We start from the raw sequence: 25598 nt of genomic DNA, 5'->3' as shown, positions 1-25598 counted from the left end.
AATTCTTAATCAGCCTAATTTCCTAAACCATAGAGAACATCGTAGTTCACAACCACGGCGTATCTCTCTCTTAATGATTTTAACCAGTCTTCTTCCATCTGGTTTTGGTATGCGGCTGTCACTAATCCTTTTGCTTCAGAATAATCACGTTCACGCGGAGGCATTACTTCTTCAACAAAGAAAACATAGTATTCTCCACGGTATTCAAACATTTTATTCAAGCCGGTCTTGAATTTACGATATTTAGGTGGTTTCGCCGCTTTTGGTTCTTTGCAAGGGTCTGCATCAGAACTTTCTGCTTTTTGTTTTTTCTCAATACGGAAAGCTTCAGTAGTTTCTGAATTGAATGTGGTGCGTTTAATCATGAGGGTTAATTCAGAACTTGTGTTTATTGCCATTTGAATTTTTGAATAATCCATGGTGTCTGACTGAATATAGGCAATCACTTTTTCAGCTGTTTCACGGTCAACGCATTTGTACAACTCGCCTTTATATCTTACCGGAAAAACAAATTCACCCCGGTGTGATTCATAGTATACTCTAATGCCAGCTGTATCTTTTGAAGCTTTATTCCATATTTCATTTTGCATTACATCAAAAACTAAAATTCCGTCGCGGTATTCCTGCATGAGTGATTTGAATTCAGGATATTTTGATTCCAGCATTGAATCTTCATAAGCCATCAATTCTTGTTTCACAAACGCATCATATTTTTTTCTGATGAATAATTCCATGTTCTCAGCCCGCCCTGGTGTCTGGGTTTTAATGAGGTATTGTTCAAAATCTTCAACAGTATATTTTTTGTCAGCAAAAGTGAACAGAATTTCATGGTGATTAGCGTGATCTGTCAGTCCTTTAAATTTTCCTGCAAAGATTTCATCACCGATGGTATTGTAGAAAATAGGTAACAATTTTCCGCTTCCGTCAGAAAATCCGTACTGATCTTTGAGAGAAGCAATGAATGATTCTCTAGTTGTTTCAGCACGCATATCACGCTCAACTTTTAGTTTCAATTCACGATACATTTCTTCATAAGTTCCAATTGGAGTTAGAGAAATTCTTTTTACAATATGCCATCCGTATTGCGTTTTGAACGGTTCAGAATATTTTCCGTCTTCAGTAATGGCATAAGCAGCCTCTTCAAATTGGGGTACCATGCGTTGTTTTGTTCCTGGTCCAAACTCAGGCAGTTTTCCGCCTTTGCTGTTTGAAGACATATCTTCAGAATATTTCATGGCAAGATCTTCAAATGATTCTCCATTTTGTAATCTGGTATAGATGTCTTTAATTTTTTGTTCTGCTGTTGACAACTGATCGGCATTCATGTTTTTGTCTGTCATGATCATGATGTGGGCAACACTCATTTTACCTTTGGCAGGTCTCTTGTCAGTTAACTTGATAATATGATAACCAAATGCAGTGCGCACGGGCATTGATACGTCACCGACATTCATTTTATAAGCGGCATCTTCAAACGGATACACCATATATAAAGCGCTGAAATATCCCAGATCTCCACCATTATATTGCGCTGAAGGATCTTCTGAAGATGATTTTGCTACACCGGTAAAATCTTCACCACCCATCACGCGGTTTCTGAACAGCATGATTTTTTCATAAGCGGCCAATGTATCAGCAGGAGTAGCGTCAGGTTTCAAACGTACCATGATATGACTTGCACGCACTTCAGTAACGGTGCGATCATAAGCCTCTTTAATAAGAGATTCGTTTTTTTCTTTGTCTATCATGTAAGGCAAGCTGAGCTGCTGACGATACTGTTTTAATTCAGCAACTAATTTTGGAATGGTGTCATATCCTAATCTTTCTGCCTCTTTGACTTTAAGTTTATAATTGATAAATAAATCAATATACTCATCCAAATCTTCTTTCGCGTAGGATACGCACGGATTATTTTTTGTGTAAATGTAGATGAACTCTGATTGATAAACAGGGTTTCCATCAATAGTCATAATGACAGGATCTTTGGCCTGATCTTGCGCAAAGGTGAACATGGCTGCGCACCATGCAAGCATTGTTAATTTCAGATTTAGTTTCATAGATTAAAGATAGAAGTAAGGTGTTTTATTTTACAAAGATACAATGTTGATTACGATATTACTTGATGCTATAGTTGGGTGCCTCACGTGTGATCGTTACATCATGTGGATGACTTTCTTGCACGCCGGCTGCAGATATTCTAATAAACGGTGCGCCTTTTAAGTTATTAATATCTTTTGCCCCGCAGTATCCCATACCGGCACGCAAACCGCCCGTGATTTGATGAACAACTTCAGACAAACTTCCTTTGAAAGGTACGCGACCTGAAATTCCTTCCGGTACTAATTTTTTAGCATCATCTTCAGCTGATTGAAAATAACGGTCTTTAGAACCTTGCTGCATGGCTTCAACTGATCCCATGCCGCGATAGGATTTAAATTTTCTGCCTTGAAAAATAATTGTTTCACCGGGTGACTCCTCAGTACCGGCAAACATACTGCCAACCATAATTGAATCAGCACCGGCCGCAATGGCTTTTACAAAATCACCGGTGTAGCGAATTCCTCCGTCTGCAATAACAGGTACACCACTGCCTTCAATGGCCATGGCAACATCATTTACTGCTGAAAGTTGTGGTACACCTACGCCGGCAATGATACGTGTTGTGCAAATTGATCCGGGTCCAATTCCTACTTTTACAGCATCTGCTCCGGCATCAACCAAATATTTTGCAGCTTCTGCAGTCGCTATGTTTCCAACTACCACATCAAGTTGTGGATGTTTTTGTTTTACTTGTTTTAATTTATCTACCACCCCTTTGGTGTGACCGTGTGCGGTGTCAATTACAATGGCATCAACACCTGCTTCAACTAAGGCATCAACACGTTGCAAGGTGTCGTCAGTGACGCCAACAGCAGCTGCAACACGCAATCGTCCAAGCGAATCTTTGCATGAATTTGGATGCTCCTTTACTTTAATGATGTCTCGGAAAGTGATTAGACCAATCAATTTATTGTTTTTGTCAACTACCGGTAGTTTTTCAATTTTGTGTTCTTGTAATGTTTTCTCAGCATCCATCAAGGTTGTACCTTCACTTGCGGTGACAATATTTTCAGATGTCATCACATCTTTCACCAATTTGTTGGTGTTTTTTTCAAATCGTAAATCACGATTGGTGACAATGCCTTTTAATTTTCTTGATTTATCAATAACCGGAATGCCGCCAATTTTGTATTCAGCCATTAAATTCAATGCATCTTGAAGAGTAGCGCTTTCATCCAGGGTGATGGGGTCAATGATCATTCCGCTCTCTGATCTTTTTACCTTCCGCACTTCCATTGCCTGTGCTTCAATGCTCATGTTTTTATGAATTACTCCAATACCACCCTGCTGAGCCAGTGCAATTGCCAGTTGTGATTCTGTCACGGTATCCATGGCGGCAGAAACAATTGGTGCATTGAGTGAAATATTGCGGCTGAATTTGGTTTTCAGGTTTACGTCTTTTGGCAGTACTTCAGAATACCGTGGTACCAGTAGCACATCATCATAAGTTAAACCTTCTTTGATGTTGCCAAGATTTGGAATGCTCATAGCGTGAATTTATTTCATTGATAAATTCTGGCAAAGTTAATAAAATCAAATTTGTTACGTTATGGAAAAAGTGACCAAGTCTAATTTTTGTTAAACTGCTTTGAAGGTTCATCTTTTAATGGGATATTTGCTTATGCGTATGCGATTTCTATATCTGATCATTTTGTTTTTCTCCCTGCTTCCGGGCACTGTGAAGAGTCAGACTAAAGTTGCTGCGGCGCTGAAAGACAGTGTGCAGTACATCCAAATGACCGGGGTAGTAATCAGTGATAGCATGTACCGTGTGCCGTTTACTCGGGTTATAGATCTCACAACTAACCGCGGTGTCATTGCTGATTATTATGGTTATTATGCTATTGTTGTTCATCCTGGTGATACCTTGCAATTCAGTTGTCTTGGATTTAAAAAGAAAACATACGTAGTGCCAGATACCATGACATTGGATGATTTTTCATTGGTCATGGTTTTAAAAATGGATACGCTGACATCAGATCCGGTAGAGGTTTATCCATGGCCTTCTAAAGAACAGTTTGCAGATTATTTTGTGAACATGGACATTCCGGATGATGACATTGAAGTGGCAAGACAACGCCTTACCCCTCAGGAAATGGCTTTTGTTGGTGCATTAATTAGCGGTGACGCAGATATGGCGTATAGTGCAAATCAGCAAGGGTATTACCAAAACTTATATACGCGTGGGCAAGGACCTCAGAATAATTTGCTCAACCCTTCGGCATGGGCTGATTTTGTAAATGGTTTGGGTACGGGACGCTATCGCATCAGTCCGTAAATTTTTTGTATTCAGGAATATTTTCAAAGTATTTCAATTTTCCTTCTGCCATAGAAATTTCAGCACAGTAATGATCTAATCCGTTGGTCATGATTAACATGGTAGCTTTTAAACTTGACGCGTAGCGTGCTAATTGATAAAAGGTGTTTTCTGTAATTTTTACTTCAGGTGCTTTACATTCAACAATCATGTATGGGTTTCCAGCTGTATTGAATAGTACAAGATCTGCGCGTTTGTTCATGCCGTTGTAGTTCACAGTATATTCTGAAGCCATCAGTCCGGCGGGGTAGTGGAGATGATCAATCAGATATCGGATGAGGTTTTGTCTAACCCATTCTTCAGGTGTGAGCGGAACAAATTTTTTTCTCAGCGGATCAAAAACCTGCTGATTCCTGATTGTAAGTTTTGCAGGTGGAAAATTGAGCGGTTTCATTTTTTTACCAAACGAATTCCTTTGTCTTCAATAACAATCAAACGTGCTTTGTATAGTGAACCAATAGCTTTTTTGAATACTTTTTTTGAAACGCCGAAAATGTGTTTGATAGATTCAGGTGAGGTACTATCATTTGCTTCAATGTAACCTCCCTGCAATTTTAATTTGTCAAGAATAGCGGCAGATGTTTCATCAACGTGAATAAAGCCTTGCTTTTGAAGGGTGAGATCAATTTTTTCATCCTCACGCAGACGCTTGATATATCCGGTTAATTTTTGTCCGGGTTTTACAGGTTTGAAAATTTCATTTGCATAAAGTAAACCACTGTGCGTGTTGTTGATGATGACTTTATAACCAAGATTAGTTTTTTCCCAAATCTGCAAATCAACTTCGTCACCTTCATTAAAATCAGCAGGAACATTGTCTAAAAAACGATCAAGTTTTGTTGAAGCCACAATGCGTTGTGATTTTTCATCCACATAAATTTTAACCAAATAAGATTGCCCTCCAATCATTTCATTTTTTTGTTCTTTAAACGGAACAAGCAAATCTTTCATTAGTCCCCAATCTAAGAACGCACCAACCTGGGTAAGTTGTTTTACTTTAAGAAAAGCAAAATCTCCAACAAATGCAAGGGGAGTTTCAGTGGTTGCAATCAGGCGGTCTTCAGAGTCGTAGTAGAGAAATACATCAACCTGGTCGTCAACATTCAGGTTGCGCGGTATGTAACGCAAGGGTAAAAGTATCTCACCAAACTCAGCTCCGTCAAGATAAAAGCCAAAATCTACTTCTTTAACTACTCGGAGGGAATTGATTTGTCCGGGACTAACCATGATTTTAATTTGGTGTAAAGATAGATGCTTTGGAGGACAAAAAATAAAAAAGAGTCTGCAATAAGGCAGACTCTTTTTTACCAACTATAGATCAAAGGTTAGAGTAATTGCGCTTTTGGATATAATGCCATCCATTTTTGCATTTGTTCTTTTGTCTTCAACGTAATAGTTGTACGTGCATCTAACTGCAGTTTAAATTTTGGTGTAGAAGCTTTAATCTCATTGATTATTTTATCTACTTTGTCTGGTGACTTTTTCCGTGCCATAACAACTAATTTTTATCTAAGATAACATCTTATTCATATTATTGTTGTGATTTAGGTCACCGATTTTCAGAATTTTAGATTAAGTTATGATTTAAGGGGATGAATGGATAGATTATTCTTATTAAAAAATACCAATCGGTATATTTTAGATTGATTCAAAATATAAACACATGAAAATCAATAGGTAAAGATTTTTCACTGTAGACCAAACCGTTTGTAAAGCCTGACGAATTGAGTGTTTGAACAAATAATAGGGTCTAACATAATTCATCTTGAGGATCAAGGGCTATGACAATAATCAGTTGAAATTATGGGGAGGAAATTAAAGAATGCGGAATTAATATCGTAATATTGCGATAAACAAAATATCAATTTATGGCAACAAGTGAAGAGATAAAATCAATGGTCAAACAAAAATACAGTGAGATTGCATTACAAGATAAAGAAACCAACCAGACGTCATGCTGTGGAGCAGGTGGTTGTTCAACCGAAGTTTATAATATCATGAGTGATGATTATTCAAGCCTTTCAGGATATGCATCAGACGCTGATTTGGGTTTGGGTTGTGGTTTGCCAACCCAATTTGCACAAATAAAACCCGGAGATGTGGTGATAGATTTAGGAAGTGGTGCCGGCAATGATTGTTTTGTTGCCCGCGCTGCAACCGGTGAAACAGGCAAAGTAATTGGGATAGATTTCACTCCGGCAATGATTGAAAAAGCAAGAGCTAACGCTGAAAAATTGGGATTCAATAACGTTGAATTCAGACAAGGAGACATTGAAAAAATTCCGGTCACAGCAAACACGGCAAACGTGGTGGTTAGCAACTGTGTATTAAATTTGGTGCCTGACAAGAAACAAGTATTTACAGAAATATTCAGAGTACTAAAACCGGGCGGACACTTCAGTATATCTGATGTTGTACTCACGGGCTCATTGCCTGAGAAAATACAATCTGCTGCTGAGATGTATGCAGGATGTGTATCTGGCGCAAGTCAAAAGGCAGAATATCTTCAATATATTCAAGATGCCGGCTTTTCAAACATCATCATCCAGAAAGAAAAACCAATTTTGATTCCGGCAGATATTCTTGCAAATTATTTAAGTGAAGATGAGGTTAAGCATTATTTAGCGCATCCTGAAATTATTTTCAGCATAACGGTATTTGCCCAAAAACCTGAAGCGTGCTGCACCCCGGGAGGCAAATGCTGCTGACGATTTATAAATAATTGAGAGATAAATTTTAGTAGAGTAATTCGTCCATGATGCCTTCAACACCTTCACCGCGGTTGATGAGGGCAAGAATGCTTTCAACATCTACTTCGTCTAAATTTCGGAAACCAATACCAACGGCTACACGCTCAAGGGTGTTTATTTCCGCATCAGCAATTTTACCGTCAGCTTGAACCATCATGACCAGATTAATGATTTGTTCAAATCTTTCCTCGCGATTATAAGGCGTTGATACATGAAATGATTTTGCATCACGCACCAATTCTTTTTGTTGCTCATCTGTCAGGCTGAGTTTTTTTCCAATTTTGTGTAGCAGATTTTGTTCTGCTTCGCTGATTTCTCCATCTGCTTTGGCAATCATCACCATATTTCTGAAATGGCAGCGATCTGCCTTGCGCTCTCCTGATTCAAATAAGTCTGCAATGCTCATAGTTATTGTTTTTTTGCAAAAGTAGCATTTGATTCCTTTTCTACAGCAGAATTAGTGGTAATTTCTAAATTTGTGATATTCCACGCCTTTATGAACAAGCTCAGCCGTTTCTTGCCCTTTTTCCTTTTTTCATTTTTGCTTTTATCTTGCAATCAGGAAATCATTGATTTTTTTGAAGCCATCCAAGACTACGGCTATCGCTCAACTCGGCCATTGGTACCAAAAAAAATCCCGGTCAATCAAGATTTGCTTGGAGGGTATGTTTATGAAGAATTGCCGGTGATAATTTCAAAAAAAGATGAAACTACCTATGAGATAAAATTCCTTTCAGTGCTTTTACATAAAGAAGATGCTAAGGTGAATGCGCATGCAACACAAATTGGCGCTTCCGTTTTTTTGAATCTTGATATGGGAGATTATTACTGCATCATGCGGGTAAATTTATTTATGAATCAGCAGTTGCAAATTGATTTGTTGAAAGATGCTTTCAGAGAATACGTGGGCGAGAATGAATTAAAAAACTGGCTTGAAAAAAATCCGAGTACATCTATTTATAAATACAATGAATATAACACGGATTATTCTCTGGATATTTATTTCTCGTTTGTTTTCGATCGTATTACTGTTGATGAAGCTCTGCGTATTCAGCAGCACAGGCTCAGAATGGAGCGCAAGGCACAGTTTGAATCGTGTGAATCGTATCAGGAATATGAAATATTAGTAAAAATGTTTCCGGATGATGAATTTATTCCGCTTGCTGAAAAATCTTTGCTTAATCACTGTAAAACAATTGATGATTACAAAAAATTCATTGCTTATTTTCCAGAATCTTCTCTCATTCCCGATGCTGAAAATTCCATAATCTTCATTCAAGAACAACTAATCAAAGAACAAAATTTGGCAAGTGATAAAAATTTATATTCCCTTGCAATTAAAGACAATACCATTGATACATGGGAAGCTTTTCTAGGTTCAGCATTGACACAAGAATATAAAGACTCAGCCTTGCTCAGAATTGAACTGCTTGCATCAGGCATTACACGAAACGATGTTGAATGGAAATGGACGAATGGGCAACCTGATAAAGCATTTAATTTATTACACTATAAAATCAAATTTTTCAACAATACAAACGATGCCTCCTGGCTTATTGAATTACTGACAGTGTATACCTTGCAAGCTCAGATTGATTCAATTGGCAGAAGTACGCTTTCATATTTTGATTTGCTTGCCAAAGTACGATTAGCTAATGATGATTATTTAAATCTCTATATCTCCAAAGGATTTGTATTATGGAGCTTAAGTGAATTTAATTTATGTATCAGCACTTTTAGCATGAAACTTGGTGACTTGTTTGATTCAGATAACCGCACCGTGAAAGAACATATTAAAGATCAATATGAAAAATACGTGGAGATGGGCATTGTTTTTCCAAATCAAAAAAACATGTGGAAAGAAATAAAAAAACTAAAATCTGAAGGATAATGAAGAAGATTTTCTATTTGATTTGCCTGTTATTCATATTCATTTCTTGCGCGGGTGAGAAAGTCAATGAAAACAAATCTGACACCAACATAGTTGCAGAAAAAACACCACTTATTGACACCCTGAATTGGTTGATTGGAACCTGGGAAAATGCCAATGAAAATGGTATCATGACTGAGCGTTGGGAGAAAGTAAATGACCACACTATGAATGGATACGTGACAGCAACTTATCTTGCAGGTGAATCATCAGACTTAAATTTGATTGATACCTTGGAAATAATTAAAATTGAAGAGCAGTTTGGCAAATTGAAATACATACCTGCAGTCAGAAATCAGAATCAAGGTTTACCAATTTCATTCACCATGACATCCATGAATGATTCAGTATTTGTTTTTGAAAATCCTGAGCATGATTTTCCCACAAAAATAGTATATCGTCGTATTGGTGTTGATTCTCTGCAGGCTACTGTATCAGGGATGTTTGAAGGGAAATTTGTTGAAGACCACTTCAATATGAAAAAGAAATAAACCTCTATTCTGAAATGAAACAGTTAGTCTTCAGAATCTTTTTTGCTGGTCTTATCTTTTTTTGTTTTCCACGATTTGATATTGTAGAAATCTTTGATTTGTTTTCTTGAATATCTAGTCAGTCTGAAATCTTCAGAAGGATTAATTAAAATGCGATGAGTCATTGCCTGTCTGCCAAGTAACATCTGAAATCCCATGCTTCGGCGATTAGCCAAGGTAACTTGAATAGTCCAGCGTTCATCACCCATTTCAATTGTGGTTTCAATTACATAACGTGGTAGTGCAACTCCGGTTGAACTTTTTACCATGCGATGATCATAAACCGGCGCTTCACAAATCACAGAAACATCAGTATGAACCCGCAATGGATGCACTTCAAAGCGAACCCACTGTTGCCTGCCTTTATAAAATTCCTGAATATTTACTGCGTGAATGGCAGATGTTTTTGCTCCTGAATCAATGCGCGCCCTGATAGCAGGGATTTTGAGATGAGGTAGCCCACACCATTCGGCGTTACCTACTATCATCAGTTTTCTCAAATCCATTGCCATTATTTCAAAGGTATCTTAGGTAAAAAAAGTTGTCTAGAAAATTGTTCAATCACGCATGAAATATTTTTCAGAATAAATGAAAATAAAAGCTGAATTAAAATGCATGATGAAATGTATTTACCCGCGTGAAAAACTAGTATTTCACCTTTGTTTTTTTACCTGTTTCAGAGTATTCATCCCAAGTGCCAACTTTTTCACCGTTTTGAAAATTTCCTTTTGATTTTGGTGTGCCGTTCAAATACCATTCTTCCCACAAGCCATCTTTGCTGCCGCCTAGGTATGATCCTTGAGAGCTTAACTGTCCGTTTTCATGAAATGTTTTCCACTGAAATACTTGTTTGCCTTCCTGATAATCTCCTTCTGATGAAATGTTTCCATTTTCATAATAGGTCACATATCGTCCATCAGGTACCCCATTCACATAATGAATTTCAGAACTGATTTTTCCATTTTGATAGAATGATTTAATTTCACCGTCAGGTTCACCGTTGAGGTAAGTGCCTTTTTCTTTTAGGTTTCCGTTTTCCCAATACAGTTCATATTCTCCTGATTTTTTTCCGTCAATATAACTGATCACAGATTTTTGTTTTCCGTCAGCAAACCATTCAAGACACAAGCCATTTAGTTGGCCGTGTGTGTACTTTAAATCTTGCAGCATTTGCCCTTCTTCAGTCCAGCATTGAAACACGCTGTCTAACAAACCTCCAATATAAAACTCTAGTGATTTCTGCTGACCGCTTGGATACCAAACGGATTGTTCACCATGCAATTGTCCCTGATTGTAGTGTGACACTTTTAATAATTTGCCTGAGCGTTCATAATAATTCCAGACCCCCACTTTTTTGTCACATGCCAACCAACCTTTTACATAGGATCCGTTTTTGAAGGTCTCTTCATACTTTGTGGTATCACAACTGTAGCTGTCAATTGAAAGCATCATTGTAATCATTGTCAAAATAAAAAATGTTTTCATCTGAAGTAATTTTATTATGGTATTCTGCATTTTTTTTTAATTCTATTTTTCTGAACTAAATTTCACAACATCAAACGCTGAAAGGCAATTGATCAGCGTACTTAATTCATCGCTTTTGCGAATTTAATTATTTATAACTTGTTTTAGTCTTTTTGCCTGATTCATCCCAAGTAAACCATTTTCCGGTTTTAACATCATTCACGTAATATCCTTGCTCAGCCGGATTACCGTTTTCAAACCAGGCTTCCCATAATCCATCTCGTTTTCCATTCACAAACGTGCCCTGACTTGCCAATTGACCATTTGGATAATATTCTTTCCATGCGCCATGCTTTTGTCCGTGTTCAAAATTAGTATCAAAGTGCAATTGACCAGACTCATAAAATTCTTTATATGCTCCATGCATCTCACCATCAACAAACACAGTTTCAATGAATGGCTTTCCATTTTCATAGTATCCAAAATGCTTGCCATTTTTTTTCCCTTGAGCAAAAGTGACCTGATGTTTTACATTTCCATTTTCATAATAAGCAGTGATTTCACCATCATACGCTCCATTGAGGTAATTGCCGTTTATTTTTGTTTGCCCGTTTGGAAAATAATCTTTGAAAGGTCCATCTTCAACCCCGTTCTTATAGGTTGTTTCATATTCTTTTGAGCCACTTGGATACCATTTTTCAACTAATCCATTCAACTTGTCATCAAGAAAATTTTCACGTTGCATCAGTTGTCCGTTTTGATAATAATACGTGAATTCTCCTTCTTTTTTTCCGTGGTTGAATACACCCTTTTCAATGATAATACCTTTTTCATTCCACACTTGATATTCGCCATGCAGTAATCCTTTTTCGTAGTGATTTACTTCTTTGATTTTTCCACCCGGGTAGTAGAATGTCCATTTACCGGTTTTATTTTTGCAAAAAACTTCACCAACGGCAAGCGTATCGCCGTTTTCTATTTTATATATTGTTTCAGTGCGAGGAGCTTCTTTCCAGGTTAATTGAACTTTTTTTCCTTGCTCAAAATGATTTTTCTTTTCTCCATTGATTGTCATCTCTGATTCTTCATACAAAAGTGTAAGAACGACAATATTGCCTTTTACGGCACTTACCTCAACGTAGCCAATACCTAGCCAGCCGGTTGACAAAAACCCAAATAATTTTGTTTCAAAATATTTGGTTAAATCTCCTTTAGTACCAACTGTTGGGATATCATACCCTGATTCTAATTCTACTTGAATATTTTTTGATGTATTGGTGATGAGCTGTCCTTGCATGACGCGCTCAGTAGAGTCGCATTGCGAGTACGTTTGCATATGAATTGTGAGCGATAAGACAACGACCAGTACGCTAAGAGGATTTGAGAATTTTGAATGCATAATAAGTTAAGCCTTTATAAATCGTAAATATAAGTCATTTTTACTGATAAGTCAGAATATAGAATTCCTTGATATTAGCCGTATTCAGGCAGATAATAGTTTGAAATAAACAGGTTCAGTCGTCGACTTGGCTAGTTGAATGTCAAATACCGTAACTGTTTACTGAAAAATACGTACTTAATAAAGAATAAATATAGCGTAATGAAAGGAATTATACTTGCCGGAGGCTCCGGCACCAGACTTTATCCGCTCACGAAAGCGGTGTCAAAGCAAATTCTGCCTATCTATGACAAACCAATGATTTACTACCCAATGTCGGTTCTGATGTTGGCCGGAATAAGAGAAATATTGATCATTTCAACTCCACGAGATATTGTTGTTTTTGAAGAACTCTTTGGTAACGGAGAACAACTTGGATTAAAAATTCAATACAAAATTCAACCTTCACCTGATGGACTTGCGCAAGCTTTTTTGCTTGGAGAAGAATTCTTGCAAGGACAACCCGCCTGTTTGGTTTTGGGCGATAATATTTTTTACGGATATGGCTTGCCAAAAATATTAGAAAGTGCGGCAAAAACTACACAAGGCGCTGTTGTCTTTGGATATTATGTGAATGATCCTGAAAGGTATGGTGTTGTTGAATTTGATGAAAACAGAAAGGCAATAGGTCTGGAAGAAAAACCACAAAATCCAAAATCAAATTATGCGGTTACCGGGTTATACTTTTATGATAATACGGTTGTTTCTAAAGCAAAAAAACTAAAACCATCCAAAAGGGGAGAACTTGAAATTACTGACCTGAACAAATTATATCTTGAAGAAGGAACATTAAAAACCGAACTTTTGGGACGCGGCATGGCCTGGTTGGATACCGGTACCCATGAATCACTCATTCAAGCCTCAACTTTCATTGCATCCATTGAACAACGTCAGGGCTTGAAAGTTGCCTGCCTTGAAGAAATTGCTTTCAGAAAAGGATTTATCAATGAAGCACAACTCAGACTATTGGCTGAACCTTTGTCAAAAAATCAATATGGTGAATATTTACTGCGCCTGCTTGACAAAAGATTTTTAGCTTTTTAATCAAACCATTCACAAACTAATATATGAACTCCATTAAACAAATATTCGTTGACAGTCTCAATGGCTTATCGCTTGATTTGATTCCGTTGTTTTTGTTTCAGTTGTTTTCAGCCGCGCTCATGGCGTATGCTTTGGATTTTCTTCTCAAAAAAAAATCAGGTGAACATCCGGTTGAATATGCCGTGTTGCTAACAGTGGGAATTACCTTGCTTACTTCACTTGCAAAATATTCGGTTGCACTCTCAGTTATTGGAGCAGCATTGATTTTACTTTTTGCGAGAAATAAGGAGAGAAATCCGCTGCAAACAATTGCTTTACTCTTATTCGCTTTGGTTGGATTCGGATGCGGTTCAGCTTCTGTCATTCAAACTATGATTGGGTTTGTTGTTATTTGCTTAATCATTGTTTTCATGCCGATTAAAACAAAGTAGTATCGTGCGATTCAGAATTGACATATTTTTTGTTTTTCTGGTTTTGTGTAATGCATTTCTATTTCTTGCATTTGGCACTAAAGTGATTGGGCTCGGTGAGAATCAAAAACCAAGTATTATCCGATATGTGGCTTTAGAAAATATTGTTGATATTCCACAACAAGGGCAATTTGATACTGAAGCTTCAATTTGGAATTTGCATCCCGGAATGGTAATGTATTATTCTCTTGATGGGGGTGATCATTTTGTGAAGGCAGATCAGGTAATTGATTTTAAAAAATTGAAAAATAAAGACAATTTACTCTTGCCAACTTCTTATCATTGGAAGCGAGCTACCGGTGATTTTCCTCAAGCATTAAGTATTGTCTTGAAAGCTGAATCAACGGATAAAAAAGTTGCCACAAACGAAAAGGTTTTATCTTATTTTGATGTTACAGCACATGACATGCCGGTTATTTGTCTCTCATCAAGGCATGATGATTTGTTTAGTGATGAAAAGGGGATTTTTGTTTTTGGTCAATCAGCTTGGAATGAAGAAGGGTTTTATGTTAATTGGTGGAATAGGTCGGCAAATTTTCAAAATAGAGGAAATGCGTGGGAACGTGATGCAACAATACAATATTTCAATCAGGGTTCGCTTGTGTTTGAGCAAAATGGTTCCATGAAAATAAGTGGTAATGCCACCCGTGGATTTCCGCAAAAATCAATGCAATTGATTGCCACACGCACTGACGGTTCAGCGATTTTTGAATATCCCTTTTTTGGTAAATACGGCGTTAAAAAATATTCATCCCTAACGTTGCGCAACAGCGGAAATGACAACAATAAAACCTTGTTTGCCGATTTGTTAATGCAGAAATTTGCAGCAGAGTCAAACTTGACTACGCAACAAGGAATACCGGTAGTAGTTTATTTGAATGGCAATTACTGGGGAATTTATAATATGCGTGAGCGCATTGATGAATTTTTGATTGCAGAAAAAGAAGATGTGAAACCTGAAGAGGTGACTATTTTAGAAGGTGGTTCAATTCAATTGAAAGATGGTGATGAGGCAGTTCATGAAGATTTTAAAATGCTGATTGAAAAAATTAATCAGAATGGATTTAACCGGCATGATGAACTTTATAATGAACTTTCAGAACAGATAGATTTGAATTCATTCAGCGATTATATATTCTTTGAAACATTTTATGCAAATTCTGATTGGCCATATAATAACTGCATGTGGTACAAAGCCGGTGAAAAAAAGTGGAAATGGATTTTGAACGATCTTGATTATGGGCTTGCCTATTTAGGAGATGGCGCAGTAGAATCCAATCTTTTTGATAAATTGAAAAACACTTCAGGTGCAATTTCAGATTTATTTAATTTTCTGATTAAACAACCTGATTTTAATAAAAGCTTCAAGCAAAATTGTGAGAATAAAATTCAAACAATTTTCAATTCAGAATATATTCAATCAACCTATGCAATCATGCAATCACTTTACGCAAATGAAATGGATAGACATTGCAGAAGATGGAGAATGATTCAACATGTTGAAGAATGGGAAAATAATTGTGAGAAAAATTTAAATTTTCTTTTGAAGAGGGGTGAGGTTTACCTGAAACAAGTTGCTGAATTACTATGATAATAGCCTACAAACAGCATTTTCAGTTTATCATGATTCTTGCCATCATGTATGTATCCGGCGTGTGGGGTGGTCCTATTATTTATCCAATGTTTCCAATATTCATGCTGTTATTTGGAATAAGGAAACGCTATTTTGAATTGTTGATCACTTCATTGTGGTTGCTCATGTTGTCAGATTATGTTCCGGTAAAAGATGCTACCTATGATGACCTGCAATTCGCAAAAGATCTCAAAGCATTGGTTCCGTTAATTTTGTTTCTATTTTACTTACGTGATTGGAGAAGTTTTGCACCTATTCCTCGGATATTTTTATACTTCATTCCTTTCTTCTTAGTGGTGATCTACAGTCTCAACTATTCTCTCAAAATTGATGTGGGTATTCAAAAAACAATTTCCTATTTGCTAATGTATTTTACCATTCCGGTATATGTAGCAAAATTACACCGTGATGAAGGTGAATATTTCTGGACAGCTTTTTTGACTTTCATCATTGGTATGTTGACTATTGGAGTTGTTTTGGGATTTGCCGCTCCTCAAATCGGTTTGATGTCTGATGGTCGTTTTAAGGGAGTACTGGGTAATCCAAATGGACTTGGAATTTTTCTATACTTAACCTTTATACTTTGGGTAATTATTGAAGAATTTAAACTAGCTGTTTTCACCAGAAAAGAACGAGTTTACATCATTTTTATTTTACTTTTTTCTCTCTTTTGGTGTGGTACGCGAAATGGTATGATGAGTATTTTGCTTTTCTATATTGTTTATCGCGCAGTTAAAATTAATTGGTTTGTAGGTATCATTTTTATTCTCACATTCATTTCATTAGAAGAAGTTTTCTTTGACTTTTTTCTGAATACAATTGAGTTCTTCAATTTGCAAGATTATTTCAGGGTGGATACGATAGAAGAAGGGTCAGGTCGTAAAATTGCATGGATGTTTGCTTATGGTGAAATTGTTCAACATAACTTTTTTATTGGCGGTGGCTTTGGCCACGATGAAAATGTGATGCGCCCAAATTATTATTGGCTTGAAAAGTTAGGTCACAACGGCGGCGTACACAATTCTTATCTATCAATGTGGTTTGATTCTGGTATCATTGGTGTAGTGTTGTATTTCATTTCATTCATAGGTATCGTATTCAGTCGCATGAAATTTTCTTATGTTGTCATTGCTTTTGCAACTTCGATTTTTTTCAACGTCTCTTATGAATCATGGATGGTTGCTTCCTTGAATCCATTCACATTATTATTTCTTACCATTCTCACTATTTTTGAAAGCAAACTTAGAGACTGTGTGAAAGAGGTACAACCAGTAGAACAAAATAATATGGCAATGGCATGATCAATAAATCTAAACTCCTTAAACGCCTAATCATCGCAATCCTCTTACTGGCTTGCGTGGCTGCCTTTGTGGCGCATAAATTTGTGCAGAGTTATGGATTTGATGGCTTGGGTGATTTTATTACTGTTTATCGTCACAATAAAAATCTTGCTTCTAAAGTTGAGCCGGTGGAAATGAAAATTTTACTCAGTGATGATGACTATGATTTTCTGAAAAAGAGACGAGATAAAGCAATTGAACGGGGTATACAAATCAACGATGGTGAAGATAATTACGTGCCATGTAAAATCATTCAAAATGGCGATACTGTTAAAGCCGAATTAAGATTAAAAGGTCATATGACCGATCACCTTGAAGGGGATAAATGGTCTTTCCGCGTGAAAACAGATAAAAAACCAGTGCTAGGTATGCGTCGTTTTTCGTTGCAAGAACCCGGAACCAGAAATTACGCTTACGAATGGGTATATCATCAATTACTCAAACAAGAAGGAATCATTCACCTGAACTATGATTTTATCCATCTACAGCTCAATGATAAAGATTTGGGTATCTACGCCATTGAAGAACACTTCGGGCAACATGTGCTTGATCATAATGATCGTCCTTCGGGAGCAATTTTAAGATGGAATCCGAATCTTTATTGGGAATGGAGAATTGATGAATTACAAGGCACTTATCTCAATGAACAATATTCTAATTATAGCTCATCTTTTGTTGAACCTTATGAGAAAGGTACGGTAGAAGATGATTCTGTTTTACTCAATACCTATATGCGTGGTGCAGCATTGCTTGAGGCATTCAGAAGAGGTGAAAAGAAAACATCTGACGTGTTTGACATTACCTTGATGGCACGATTTCATGCTATTATTGATTTGGTGGGAGGACATCATTCGCTTGATTGGAGTGATGTTAAATTTTTCTACAATTCAAAAACGGACAAAATTGAACCGGTGGGTTATGAAAGTTTCTCTGTTAGAAAAACGGAATCAGTTTGTGGGCAGCGTATCCCTGATGTATACGACGCTCCCGGCTTCAATTATCACGATCAGTTGTTTGCTGATCCACTATTTTTTGAAGCCTATATAAAAGAGTTGGAGCGAATCGCAGATGAAAAATATTTCAACAATTTTATCGTCAGTATTCAAGCTGAACTTGATCAAAAAAATGGAATTATCGCCAAGGAATATCCTTACAAAAAATTCTCCTTCGTTCCGTATTTTGAAAATATAGATTTGATCAGACAGAATTTGCAATTGCCAAAACCTTTTCATGCTTTTATTGAAACCAAAACTGATTCTGCTATTGCAATTCAACTTAGTCCGGTGAGTGATTTTCCAATTGAAATTCTCTCTCTGGTAGTGAATGGTAAACATGAAATTCAAATCGCACAACCCTTTATTTTACCTGCCAAGGCGAGAAATACCTACGCACATTATTTTTATATCTCATTCAATCATCCTGATTTGAAATTAAAAAACCTGGTGTTAAAAGCTAGAATTCCGGGTAGCAGTTGGATTTTTGAAACAGAAGTATCTGACTTACCCGCATCCAAGAAGTTTGATGAAGAGGTGAACAATCATACAGAAAGTAATTTGGATCAAACATCAATGATTCAACATCCGGAATTAATAAATTTTCATGATTCTATCTGGTTTTTTAATACAGAGGAAATCAGTATTGATCAAACTCTGGTTTTTGCAGATTCGCAAGATGTATTAGTTTTTTTTCCCGGGCAGAGAGTGAATTTTGGTGAGCAGGGGAGTATTGTTTCGTCTGGTAGAATTGAGTTCAGAGGCAGTAGTGAAGAAGACGGCAATATTGAGGTAAATGCATCAGAAGCCATCAATCCAAAAGATAAAAATTCCAAGCCAAAAATTTTATTGCAGGATGGTGATTTAATCTGCTCAAATGTTTCATTTTTTGAAGTAGAAAATTTCTTGAGTGCAACGGAGGCGGAAATTTATTTTACGCAATGCAGTTTTGGTGATGTGCAAAATAATTTCATGTCAACTAAATTATCTGTAATACACTTTGATGAGTGCGGAGGTGGCAAAGTGGCTTCGCTTGGCTATTTTGAACAATCATTAGTGAGATTGCGTAAGTCATTTTTTAAAAACGGTAACCAATTCATAGAATCCAATGGCTCAGATATTGATTTAATTGGGTGTGATATCTCCAATTTTTCAGTGTGCGCTGTGTTAAATTATTCATCAAGTTTGAGATCATGGAATTCAAATTTTTCAGGTAAGGATTATATTGGTGTACTGAATCATGCTTCTGATATGACCTTGATGGGTGGTGTTGTATCTGCTGCAAGAATCGGTTTTCTGCTTGACGATAAAAATAATTTGCCGGGTGAGTCAACATACCTGCTATACAGAAGTGAAGTGAGTAATATTTCAATCCTTGAAAAGAGACCATGATAAAATGGATGTGCATAGTATGCTGTATCTTTTTGCAAAGCATGTTGTGTTTTAGCAACAAGGTGTCCCCTTTCAATAAGCTTAGCCCTTCTATTGATTCAACCGGGAATTATACCTTCATTGTCAGTGGTCATTTTTATGGTGACGGAACAAATAAATCCGGGTATCCGGCAAATACGCTCCTTGCAAATATATCCTGGATAAATCATGAATCAAATGCTGATTTTATGGTTTGCCTTGGTGATTTATTTATGGATATCAAAAACGATATTCCAAAGTATGAAATGTCTCTTTTTAAAACACTTCAAATACCTTTGTATAATGCCGTTGGAAACCATGATTTGACTGATAATATTTATCAGCAAAATTACGGTGAGACGTTCTATAAATTTCAAATTGAAAATTCGCTACATGTAATATTAGATACTGAATTGAATGACGGTGATATTTCAGATGAACAATTAGAATTTTTGAGAACGACATGTGAAGAAATTAAGGAGAATAAGTATCGTGAAGTTTTTTTCTACGCTCATAGAACTATTTGGAAAGATCACTATCCTGAAATGGAAGGATTATTTGCAGACAACACACAATCTATAACAAAGACAAATTTTGCTGATGAAGTACTTCCTCTTTTACTATCTATCAGCTCATCAACTAAGGTATATTGGTTTGCCGGTTCTTTAGGTGATGCACCGGCTTCATTTTTTTATTTTGAAGATCAGAAATCTGACATTACCTATATTGCAACGGCAATCAGGGCTATGTTGCGTGATGCACTACTTTTGGTTCATGTGAGTGAAGATGGGGTGCGCTTTGAGACCAAGTCACTTACTATGCAAAATGTGAATGATCTTTCTTCATACGATCTTTCATTTTGGAAACAAACTTCGGCTGAAGAGCCCTTCAATTACCGGTTGATTCCTCTTTATATTAAAAATACTTTTCTCTCAAGATATTTTTGGTATGGCACGACCTTTGCCTTACTGATTATAGGAAGTATCTGGCTGTTGCGCAGAATAAGAAATCGCTGATTTGATTTTTAAACCTTCGCCACAAGTTCAGGTCATAGTGTTGAACTTAATACGAGGTGTTATGGATGCGACGAAGTTGATTTACGGTTTAATAAAAGTATTGATTCTGGCAATATTATTTACCGCTTGAAATATGTTGGATTTAATGTTTTTGAGTTTCTTCAAATGATTTATTTTCTAATTTGGGAACAAAGAGCAGTGCAATAAATCCCATCACAAAAAATGTGATAAGGGCAAGTACCGACATGCGCATGTCCCCTGAACTTGCCTCAACATATCCAAATATTACCATACCAAAAACCATCCCCATTTTTTCGGTGATATCATAAAATGAGAAGAACGATGCGGTGTCTTCTGTTTCAGGTAAAAATTTTGAATAGGTTGATCTTGACAATGATTGTGTGCCGCCCATTACAAATCCCACAATAGATGCAAGAATGTAAAAATTGAAAGTATCATAAACAAAAAAGTAAGCAAAGGTGCAACAGAAAACCCAAATGACCAATGCAATTCCTAGGGTAGTGAGATTTCCAAATTTTGATGAAGCCTTGCTAAATACCAATGCACCCGGAATAGCAATGAACTGAATGAGAAGAACTGCAATAATTAGTCCTGAGGTATCGCCATCTTTAAAAACTTCTTTTTTTGCAAAAAGAACCGCCATTAACATGAGTGTTTGAACTCCCATGCTGAACAGAAAAAATGAAACAAGAAATCTTTTTAGGCGACTAGTTTTTCGCACAAAATGACCAACCTTGAGCAATTCACGAAATCCATTGCCTAAAATTTTTCCAGTAATTTTAGCTTTTTGAGATGGTGCCGGTAATTTCAAAAATGTTAGTTGCGCAAAGCCTAACCACCAGATACCGGTGATCCAAAAGCAGTCAGCAGGTTTAATTATTTCAAATACTCTTAATAAAACAAGACATGCAATCAGAAGAATTGCACTTCCAAAATAACCCATGGAGAAACCGCGTGCACTAATGCGGTCATGGTCTGCCGGTTCTGCAATATCAGGTAAGTATGCATTATAAAAAACTAAGCTGTTGTAGAAACCGATGCTTGCAAAAAATACAGAAAGCATGCTCAACTCCAAATGATTTGCATTAAAAAAGTACAATGTGCCGCAAGCAACTGATCCAAGCAAACAAAAAAATTGAAGAAATCTTTTTTTACTACCTGAAAAATCAGCAATGCCAGAAAGAAGTGGAGATAATATGCAAACAACAAGAAGAGAAGCAGCAACTACAAATGAATACAATACAGAATTTTTTATTTCTGCACCGAAAAATGTTACGAGATCACTGTTTGGTCCTTTACCTATTCCCAATGGGCCGGCGCCTGTAATCGTTTCATAAAAAATAGGAAAAATAGCGGTTGTAATTACCAGAGGATAAACAGAGTTAGCCCAGTCATAAAATGTCCAGGCGCGTATAATTTTTTTGTCTCCTTTTGTTATCATTTTATTTTCTCTTGTGCAGAAAAATATTTTGAAGTCATTTCACTTGTTCTAAACAAAAGTGCATAAAAAAAGGGAGAACTAAGTCTCCCCTTATTTAAAAACTTTCAAACCTTATGGTATATATGTGAATGTCACACGGCGATTTTTTGCCTGACCAATTTCAGTTGCACTTGAGTCAGTTGGTTTTGTTGATCCAACGGTTTCAATGCTGATACGATTACCATCAATACCTTTAGAGACAAGATACGCTTTTACTGATTCAGCGCGTGCTGCGTCAATACCGGTTGCATCGGTATCTTCTGATTCATCTGAATCCATGTGTGCGGTTAATTTTATTTTACATGTTGTATTATTTGTCATTACACCAACAATCACATCCAGTTGAGCGTTTGCATTTGCGGTAAGATCTGAAGCTCCGTATCCAAAATAAACAGTGGTATATTCCATCACTAAATTGTCTTTCATTCCTTCTGGATTGATTGGTGCTTCTTCATAGATTACAGAAGTTTTCACTTCATTTTCATCTTGTTTGCATACACATTCTGATTCATCATCAATACGACGAATCACGATGTGGTCAACGTAGTAATACGAGCTTACCACTTGCGTGCCGGTAAATTCTTTGTTGCCTTTTAAGCGCTCGTTTTTAGTTTCTCCGTTAGCAAAGAAGTTTCCAATGGTGATGAATTTTTCTCCACCTTCAGCTACATAAACTCCACATACTTCATCCCATCCAAACTGTGCATTGAAAACCGGATTGTCTTTGTGCATGATATGTGTTGGCGCAATGATGGTTTTGTTCTCATCAATATTATATTGCTTTTTAGAGAAATTCAGACCAATATTGTTTGATGCGTATTTTGAAGCTTCAGCTAAACTCACATAAAATGTCACGCAATACTTCGCATCTTTTGTCAACGGAACCGTAAGCTTTGCAGAAATATAACTGCGCGGTTCTTTATCACCGTAGCTAAAGGTTCTGATACCAACGTAATTATCTCCGTCCATCGGGGCTTCAGTTCCCATAACGTTAACCGGGGTACTGAATCCTTCTTTTACTTTGGAAGAGAATAAATCAGCGGCAGCAAGGGTAGGAGACATCCAGCCTACAGCCACGGCAATTGCGCCACCTTTTTTAATTTTTCCTTCCATGGCTTCGAAACTCGGATTCTCAACCAGGTTCTCCGTGTCTTGCGCTTTCACCAACCATCCCAGACTCAGAGCGAGTAATAAAATTCCTGTTTTTTTCATGACTTTGTTTTTTTAATTAATTGCAAACCCTTTTACTGTTTCAATAAAACATTTCACTTTTTCAGGGTTTGTATCCGGATAAACACCGTGCCCTAAATTAGCTATATGCCGTTGATTGCCAAAAGAATTTAGCAAGTTTTTTGTTTTTGTTTCAATAACCTTGAAGTCAGCGTATAATACGCAGGGATCAAGATTACCTTGCAGTGTTTTTTCTGCCCCAATGATTTTTCTGCTTTCTTCAACATCCATATTCCAGTCTAAACCAATGGTACTGCATTTCAATTTTGCGAACTCTGCTCGTGCGTAATACGCACCTTTTGCAAAAACGGTTACAGGTACCTCAGTTATTGCTTCACAGATTTGCTTTACATATTTTGTTCCAAACTCTGAATATTCAGCAGGACCAAGGATTCCGGCCCATGAATCAAATAATTGTACCACCGCTGCACCGGCTTCAATTTGCATTTTTAAATATTTTATGGTAACGTCTGTGATCATCTGCAACATTTGGTGAGCAAGTTGCGGCTGAGTAAACATTACCTTTTTTGATTTTGAAAAGGTTTTTGAGCCTTCTCCTTCTACCATATAACAGAAAATTGTCCACGGCGCTCCGGCAAATCCAATCAGCGGCACCCGACCATCTAATTCTTTTACCGTAATTTTTATTGCCTCCGAAACATAACCCAGCCTGTCATGCACATCAATTGATGATGAAATCAATTTCAAATCTTCTTCTGAGCGAATAGTTTGTTCAAACCAGGGACCTTTATTTTCAAGCATCTGATAAGTTAAACCCATTGCTTCAGGCACAACCAAAATATCAGAAAAAATGATTGCCGCATCTACACCTAAAATATCAACCGGCTGAATGGTTACTTCAGCAGCGCGTTCAGGTGTTTCAACCAATTCTTTGAAATCTTTTAAGCCATTACGCACAGCTCTGTATTCAGGCAATATTCTACCTGCCTGACGCATCATCCATACGGGAAAACGAGACGTTTTTTCACCCTTGATCATGCGCAACAAAATATCATTCTGGTAGCTTATCATGTTTGTATAATTACCAAATAATTGGTTTTTGGTGTTGCGAAATTAGTATTTCATTCGTTTTGCTGAAATGTTTGCAACCTAAAAATCCTCGATGTGCTGATAAAGGTGATGGATGTACAGAAGTTAGAATAGTATGTTTTTTAGCATCAATGAGTTTTGTCTTTTGAATGGCATGCGCTCCCCAAAGCAGAAATACTACGCCTTGCTTGTCTCTTGAAATGATATGAATAACTTCATCTGTAAATTTTTCCCAGCCAAAATCTTTGTGTGAATTAGCAGCGTGTGCTTGCACGGTTAATGTTGCATTTAAAAGTAATACGCCTTGTTCTGCCCAGCGTTCAAGGTTGCCGTCTGCAGGAAACGGGGTACCAATATCTTGCTGAATTTCTTTAAAAATATTTATGAGTGATTTAGGAATTGGCCTCACATTCGCAGGCACTGAAAAGCATAATCCGTGAGCGTGACCCGGGGTTGGGTAGGGGTCTTGACCTAAAATTACAACCTTTACTTGATCAAATGGGCATTTGTCAAAGGCATTGAAGATGTTTGAGCCTTTAGGCCAGATATCATGTTGTTCATAGGCATCACGCACTTTATTGACCAGCAATCTGAAGTAAGGTTTTTCAAATTCTTCTGACAATCTCTGTTTCCAGCCGGGCTCAATGTTGACTTGCATATTCTATAAACCAAAAAAAGGCCTTCTTCCTCGCCGGAAAAAGACCTTGCGTAGTTTCAATCAGTCAATTACTAGAGAGAATTAACTCTTTTAGATAAACTTGACTTCAGGTTTGCAGCTTTGTTTTTGTGAATAACGTTGCGTTTTGCAAGTTTATCTAACATGGCACTAACTTTTGGAAGTGCTTCAGCGGCTGCCTTTTTATCTTTTGTATCACGGAGTGATTTTACTGCATTACGCACAGTTTTATGCTGATATCTGTTTACCAGTTTTTTTGCATTATTAGCGCGGATGCGTTTAATTGCCGACTTGTGATTTGCCATAATCTACTTTAATTAAGTTCTTTTATTCTTGTAGCCCGTAGGGGAATCGAACCCCTGTTTACAGAATGAAAATCTGCTGTCCTAACCCCTAGACGAACGGGCCAAATTTTATTTACTTTTTTATCTCCTTCACTGAACCTCGTTTGATTCAGTCATTCTCTCTTCCCTATTTCTCCGCCCTCACTCTCACTCTCACACTCACACTCACTCTCTATAGTAGCCCGTAGGGGAATCGAACCCCTGTTTACAGAATGAAAATCTGCTGTCCTAACCCCTAGACGAACGGGCCAAACTAAAATTTTGTTTGGTTTAAAAAAGCAATACATTTAAAAGTATTCACGCACCAAGGAATTATTAGTTGTTATACAGCGACTTTTAATCCATCAACTTCGCAAATATTTT

The 25598-nt window shown here is 37.0% G+C and carries 24 protein-coding genes and 2 tRNA genes; 10 read left to right on the top strand and 16 right to left on the bottom strand.

Annotated elements, in window-relative coordinates:
* Positions 1 to 14: 14 nt before the first annotated feature.
* Both IPH66_09455 and guaB read right to left on the bottom strand, forming a co-directional pair.
* Positions 15 to 2057, bottom strand: coding sequence for a peptidylprolyl isomerase (locus tag IPH66_09455; GenBank protein ID MBK7129570.1), 2043 nt, complete (start codon positions 2055 to 2057; stop codon positions 15 to 17).
* Between the two features lie 58 nt (positions 2058 to 2115).
* A complete protein-coding gene (gene guaB / locus IPH66_09450) occupies positions 2116 to 3588 on the bottom strand; it encodes an IMP dehydrogenase (protein MBK7129569.1) in 1473 nt (490 codons plus the stop codon).
* 139 nt (positions 3589 to 3727) lie between these two features.
* Here guaB and IPH66_09445 point away from each other — a divergent pair, with 139 nt between their 5' ends.
* Positions 3728 to 4378: a hypothetical protein gene (locus tag IPH66_09445; GenBank protein ID MBK7129568.1), complete on the top strand. Its 651-nt coding sequence runs from the start codon at positions 3728 to 3730 to the stop codon at positions 4376 to 4378.
* Here the strand turns inward: IPH66_09445 and IPH66_09440 are convergent.
* The 3 genes from IPH66_09440 to IPH66_09430 form a co-directional block, all read right to left on the bottom strand.
* A complete protein-coding gene (locus tag IPH66_09440; GenBank protein ID MBK7129567.1) occupies positions 4368 to 4811 on the bottom strand; it encodes a type I restriction enzyme HsdR N-terminal domain-containing protein in 444 nt (147 codons plus the stop codon). The genes IPH66_09445 and IPH66_09440 overlap by 11 nt on opposite strands.
* Entirely contained in the window at positions 4808 to 5644 is an 837-nt protein-coding gene (locus tag IPH66_09435) for a GntR family transcriptional regulator (protein MBK7129566.1), read from the bottom strand. The genes IPH66_09440 and IPH66_09435 overlap by 4 nt, the downstream gene beginning before the upstream one ends.
* Positions 5645 to 5742: 98 nt before the next feature.
* Positions 5743 to 5910 (bottom strand): hypothetical protein, encoded by a 168-nt coding sequence (locus IPH66_09430; GenBank protein MBK7129565.1) that lies wholly within the window; start codon positions 5908 to 5910, stop codon positions 5743 to 5745.
* A 375-nt stretch (positions 5911 to 6285) separates the two neighbouring features.
* Between IPH66_09430 and IPH66_09425 the strand changes: the two genes are divergently transcribed.
* Positions 6286 to 7125 carry an arsenite methyltransferase gene (locus IPH66_09425; protein MBK7129564.1) on the top strand — a complete coding sequence of 280 codons (840 nt, stop codon included), beginning with the start codon at positions 6286 to 6288 and terminating at the stop codon, positions 7123 to 7125.
* A 28-nt stretch (positions 7126 to 7153) separates the two neighbouring features.
* On the opposite strand, the gene IPH66_09420 is transcribed toward IPH66_09425, so the two are convergent.
* Positions 7154 to 7573, bottom strand: a complete 420-nt coding sequence (locus IPH66_09420; protein ID MBK7129563.1) for a TerB family tellurite resistance protein — start codon at positions 7571 to 7573, stop codon at positions 7154 to 7156.
* A gap of 90 nt (positions 7574 to 7663) precedes the next feature.
* Between IPH66_09420 and IPH66_09415 the strand changes: the two genes are divergently transcribed.
* Both IPH66_09415 and IPH66_09410 read left to right on the top strand, forming a co-directional pair.
* Positions 7664 to 9058, top strand: a complete 1395-nt coding sequence (locus IPH66_09415) for a hypothetical protein (GenBank protein ID MBK7129562.1) — start codon at positions 7664 to 7666, stop codon at positions 9056 to 9058.
* Positions 9058 to 9588 carry a hypothetical protein gene (locus IPH66_09410; GenBank protein MBK7129561.1) on the top strand — a complete coding sequence of 177 codons (531 nt, stop codon included), beginning with the start codon at positions 9058 to 9060 and terminating at the stop codon, positions 9586 to 9588. Before IPH66_09415 ends, IPH66_09410 begins: the two co-directional genes overlap by 1 nt.
* 23 nt (positions 9589 to 9611) lie before the next feature.
* Here the strand turns inward: IPH66_09410 and IPH66_09405 are convergent, their stop codons facing one another.
* From IPH66_09405 to IPH66_09395, 3 genes are all read right to left on the bottom strand, one after another.
* A complete protein-coding gene (locus IPH66_09405) occupies positions 9612 to 10133 on the bottom strand; it encodes an ATP-dependent zinc protease (protein MBK7129560.1) in 522 nt (173 codons plus the stop codon).
* 139 nt (positions 10134 to 10272) lie between these two features.
* Complete coding sequence (locus tag IPH66_09400) at positions 10273 to 11112, bottom strand: toxin-antitoxin system YwqK family antitoxin (protein ID MBK7129559.1); 840 nt, start codon at positions 11110 to 11112, stop codon at positions 10273 to 10275.
* A gap of 127 nt (positions 11113 to 11239) precedes the next feature.
* On the bottom strand, positions 11240 to 12388 hold the full coding sequence (locus tag IPH66_09395) for a toxin-antitoxin system YwqK family antitoxin (GenBank protein MBK7129558.1): 1149 nt from the start codon (positions 12386 to 12388) through the stop codon (positions 11240 to 11242).
* 303 nt (positions 12389 to 12691) lie between these two features.
* Here IPH66_09395 and rfbA point away from each other — a divergent pair, with 303 nt between their 5' ends.
* Genes rfbA through IPH66_09365 form a run of 6 tightly spaced genes read left to right on the top strand, consistent with a single transcriptional unit; the run spans position 12692 to position 20434 of the window.
* A complete protein-coding gene (gene rfbA, locus IPH66_09390; GenBank protein ID MBK7129557.1) occupies positions 12692 to 13573 on the top strand; it encodes a glucose-1-phosphate thymidylyltransferase RfbA in 882 nt (293 codons plus the stop codon).
* Positions 13574 to 13596: 23 nt separating this feature from the next.
* A complete protein-coding gene (locus IPH66_09385) occupies positions 13597 to 14004 on the top strand; it encodes a hypothetical protein (GenBank protein ID MBK7129556.1) in 408 nt (135 codons plus the stop codon).
* A gap of 4 nt (positions 14005 to 14008) precedes the next feature.
* Positions 14009 to 15634, top strand: coding sequence for a CotH kinase family protein (locus IPH66_09380; protein MBK7129555.1), 1626 nt, complete (start codon positions 14009 to 14011; stop codon positions 15632 to 15634).
* On the top strand, positions 15631 to 16977 hold the full coding sequence (locus IPH66_09375) for an O-antigen ligase family protein (protein MBK7129554.1): 1347 nt from the start codon (positions 15631 to 15633) through the stop codon (positions 16975 to 16977). Before IPH66_09380 ends, IPH66_09375 begins: the two co-directional genes overlap by 4 nt.
* Positions 16974 to 19400, top strand: coding sequence for a CotH kinase family protein (locus IPH66_09370; GenBank protein MBK7129553.1), 2427 nt, complete (start codon positions 16974 to 16976; stop codon positions 19398 to 19400). The genes IPH66_09375 and IPH66_09370 overlap by 4 nt, the downstream gene beginning before the upstream one ends.
* Positions 19401 to 19441: 41 nt before the next feature.
* Positions 19442 to 20434, top strand: a complete 993-nt coding sequence (locus tag IPH66_09365) for a metallophosphoesterase (protein ID MBK7129552.1) — start codon at positions 19442 to 19444, stop codon at positions 20432 to 20434.
* 142 nt (positions 20435 to 20576) lie between these two features.
* Here IPH66_09365 and IPH66_09360 read toward each other — a convergent pair whose 3' ends face one another.
* The 7 genes from IPH66_09360 to IPH66_09330 all read right to left on the bottom strand — a co-directional run bounded on the left by IPH66_09360 (position 20577) and on the right by IPH66_09330 (position 25485).
* On the bottom strand, positions 20577 to 21896 hold the full coding sequence (locus IPH66_09360; GenBank protein ID MBK7129551.1) for an MFS transporter: 1320 nt from the start codon (positions 21894 to 21896) through the stop codon (positions 20577 to 20579).
* A 111-nt stretch (positions 21897 to 22007) separates the two neighbouring features.
* Positions 22008 to 23147 carry an OmpA family protein gene (locus tag IPH66_09355; protein MBK7129550.1) on the bottom strand — a complete coding sequence of 380 codons (1140 nt, stop codon included), beginning with the start codon at positions 23145 to 23147 and terminating at the stop codon, positions 22008 to 22010.
* Positions 23148 to 23159: 12 nt separating this feature from the next.
* Positions 23160 to 24194 (bottom strand): uroporphyrinogen decarboxylase, encoded by a 1035-nt coding sequence (gene hemE, locus IPH66_09350; protein ID MBK7129549.1) that lies wholly within the window; start codon positions 24192 to 24194, stop codon positions 23160 to 23162.
* Positions 24195 to 24207: 13 nt separating this feature from the next.
* Complete coding sequence (gene ung / locus IPH66_09345; GenBank protein ID MBK7129548.1) at positions 24208 to 24873, bottom strand: uracil-DNA glycosylase; 666 nt, start codon at positions 24871 to 24873, stop codon at positions 24208 to 24210.
* A 71-nt stretch (positions 24874 to 24944) separates the two neighbouring features.
* Positions 24945 to 25196 (bottom strand): 30S ribosomal protein S20, encoded by a 252-nt coding sequence (locus tag IPH66_09340; GenBank protein MBK7129547.1) that lies wholly within the window; start codon positions 25194 to 25196, stop codon positions 24945 to 24947.
* A gap of 31 nt (positions 25197 to 25227) precedes the next feature.
* Positions 25228 to 25299, bottom strand: a tRNA-Glu gene (locus IPH66_09335).
* 114 nt (positions 25300 to 25413) lie between these two features.
* Positions 25414 to 25485, bottom strand: a tRNA-Glu gene (locus tag IPH66_09330).
* Between the last annotated feature and the right edge of the window lie 113 nt (positions 25486 to 25598).

This window comes from Crocinitomicaceae bacterium, from assembly GCA_016708105.1.
Lineage (GTDB): Bacteria > Bacteroidota > Bacteroidia > Flavobacteriales_D > Crocinitomicaceae > JADJGJ01.
Note: the sequence above shows the minus strand (reverse complement) of the source record. Positions and strands in the feature narration are given on the sequence as shown.

Excerpts from the sequence above, each read along its gene's own strand:
- IPH66_09455 (MBK7129570.1), bottom strand. The coding sequence starts at position 2,057 with ATGAAACTAAATCTGAAATTAACAATGCTTGCATGGTGCGCAGCCATG.
- guaB (MBK7129569.1), bottom strand. The coding sequence starts at position 3,588 with ATGAGCATTCCAAATCTTGGCAACATCAAAGAAGGTTTAACTTATGAT.
- IPH66_09445 (MBK7129568.1), top strand. The coding sequence starts at position 3,728 with ATGCGATTTCTATATCTGATCATTTTGTTTTTCTCCCTGCTTCCGGGC.
- IPH66_09440 (MBK7129567.1), bottom strand. The coding sequence starts at position 4,811 with ATGAAACCGCTCAATTTTCCACCTGCAAAACTTACAATCAGGAATCAG.
- IPH66_09435 (MBK7129566.1), bottom strand. The coding sequence starts at position 5,644 with ATGGTTAGTCCCGGACAAATCAATTCCCTCCGAGTAGTTAAAGAAGTA.
- IPH66_09430 (MBK7129565.1), bottom strand. The coding sequence starts at position 5,910 with ATGGCACGGAAAAAGTCACCAGACAAAGTAGATAAAATAATCAATGAG.
- IPH66_09425 (MBK7129564.1), top strand. The coding sequence starts at position 6,286 with ATGGCAACAAGTGAAGAGATAAAATCAATGGTCAAACAAAAATACAGT.
- IPH66_09420 (MBK7129563.1), bottom strand. The coding sequence starts at position 7,573 with ATGAGCATTGCAGACTTATTTGAATCAGGAGAGCGCAAGGCAGATCGC.
- IPH66_09415 (MBK7129562.1), top strand. The coding sequence starts at position 7,664 with ATGAACAAGCTCAGCCGTTTCTTGCCCTTTTTCCTTTTTTCATTTTTG.
- IPH66_09410 (MBK7129561.1), top strand. The coding sequence starts at position 9,058 with ATGAAGAAGATTTTCTATTTGATTTGCCTGTTATTCATATTCATTTCT.
- IPH66_09405 (MBK7129560.1), bottom strand. The coding sequence starts at position 10,133 with ATGGATTTGAGAAAACTGATGATAGTAGGTAACGCCGAATGGTGTGGG.
- IPH66_09400 (MBK7129559.1), bottom strand. The coding sequence starts at position 11,112 with ATGAAAACATTTTTTATTTTGACAATGATTACAATGATGCTTTCAATT.
- IPH66_09395 (MBK7129558.1), bottom strand. The coding sequence starts at position 12,388 with ATGCAAGGACAGCTCATCACCAATACATCAAAAAATATTCAAGTAGAA.
- rfbA (MBK7129557.1), top strand. The coding sequence starts at position 12,692 with ATGAAAGGAATTATACTTGCCGGAGGCTCCGGCACCAGACTTTATCCG.
- IPH66_09385 (MBK7129556.1), top strand. The coding sequence starts at position 13,597 with ATGAACTCCATTAAACAAATATTCGTTGACAGTCTCAATGGCTTATCG.
- IPH66_09375 (MBK7129554.1), top strand. The coding sequence starts at position 15,631 with ATGATAATAGCCTACAAACAGCATTTTCAGTTTATCATGATTCTTGCC.
- IPH66_09370 (MBK7129553.1), top strand. The coding sequence starts at position 16,974 with ATGATCAATAAATCTAAACTCCTTAAACGCCTAATCATCGCAATCCTC.
- IPH66_09365 (MBK7129552.1), top strand. The coding sequence starts at position 19,442 with ATGTTGTGTTTTAGCAACAAGGTGTCCCCTTTCAATAAGCTTAGCCCT.
- IPH66_09360 (MBK7129551.1), bottom strand. The coding sequence starts at position 21,896 with ATGATAACAAAAGGAGACAAAAAAATTATACGCGCCTGGACATTTTAT.
- IPH66_09355 (MBK7129550.1), bottom strand. The coding sequence starts at position 23,147 with ATGAAAAAAACAGGAATTTTATTACTCGCTCTGAGTCTGGGATGGTTG.
- ung (MBK7129548.1), bottom strand. The coding sequence starts at position 24,873 with ATGCAAGTCAACATTGAGCCCGGCTGGAAACAGAGATTGTCAGAAGAA.
- IPH66_09340 (MBK7129547.1), bottom strand. The coding sequence starts at position 25,196 with ATGGCAAATCACAAGTCGGCAATTAAACGCATCCGCGCTAATAATGCA.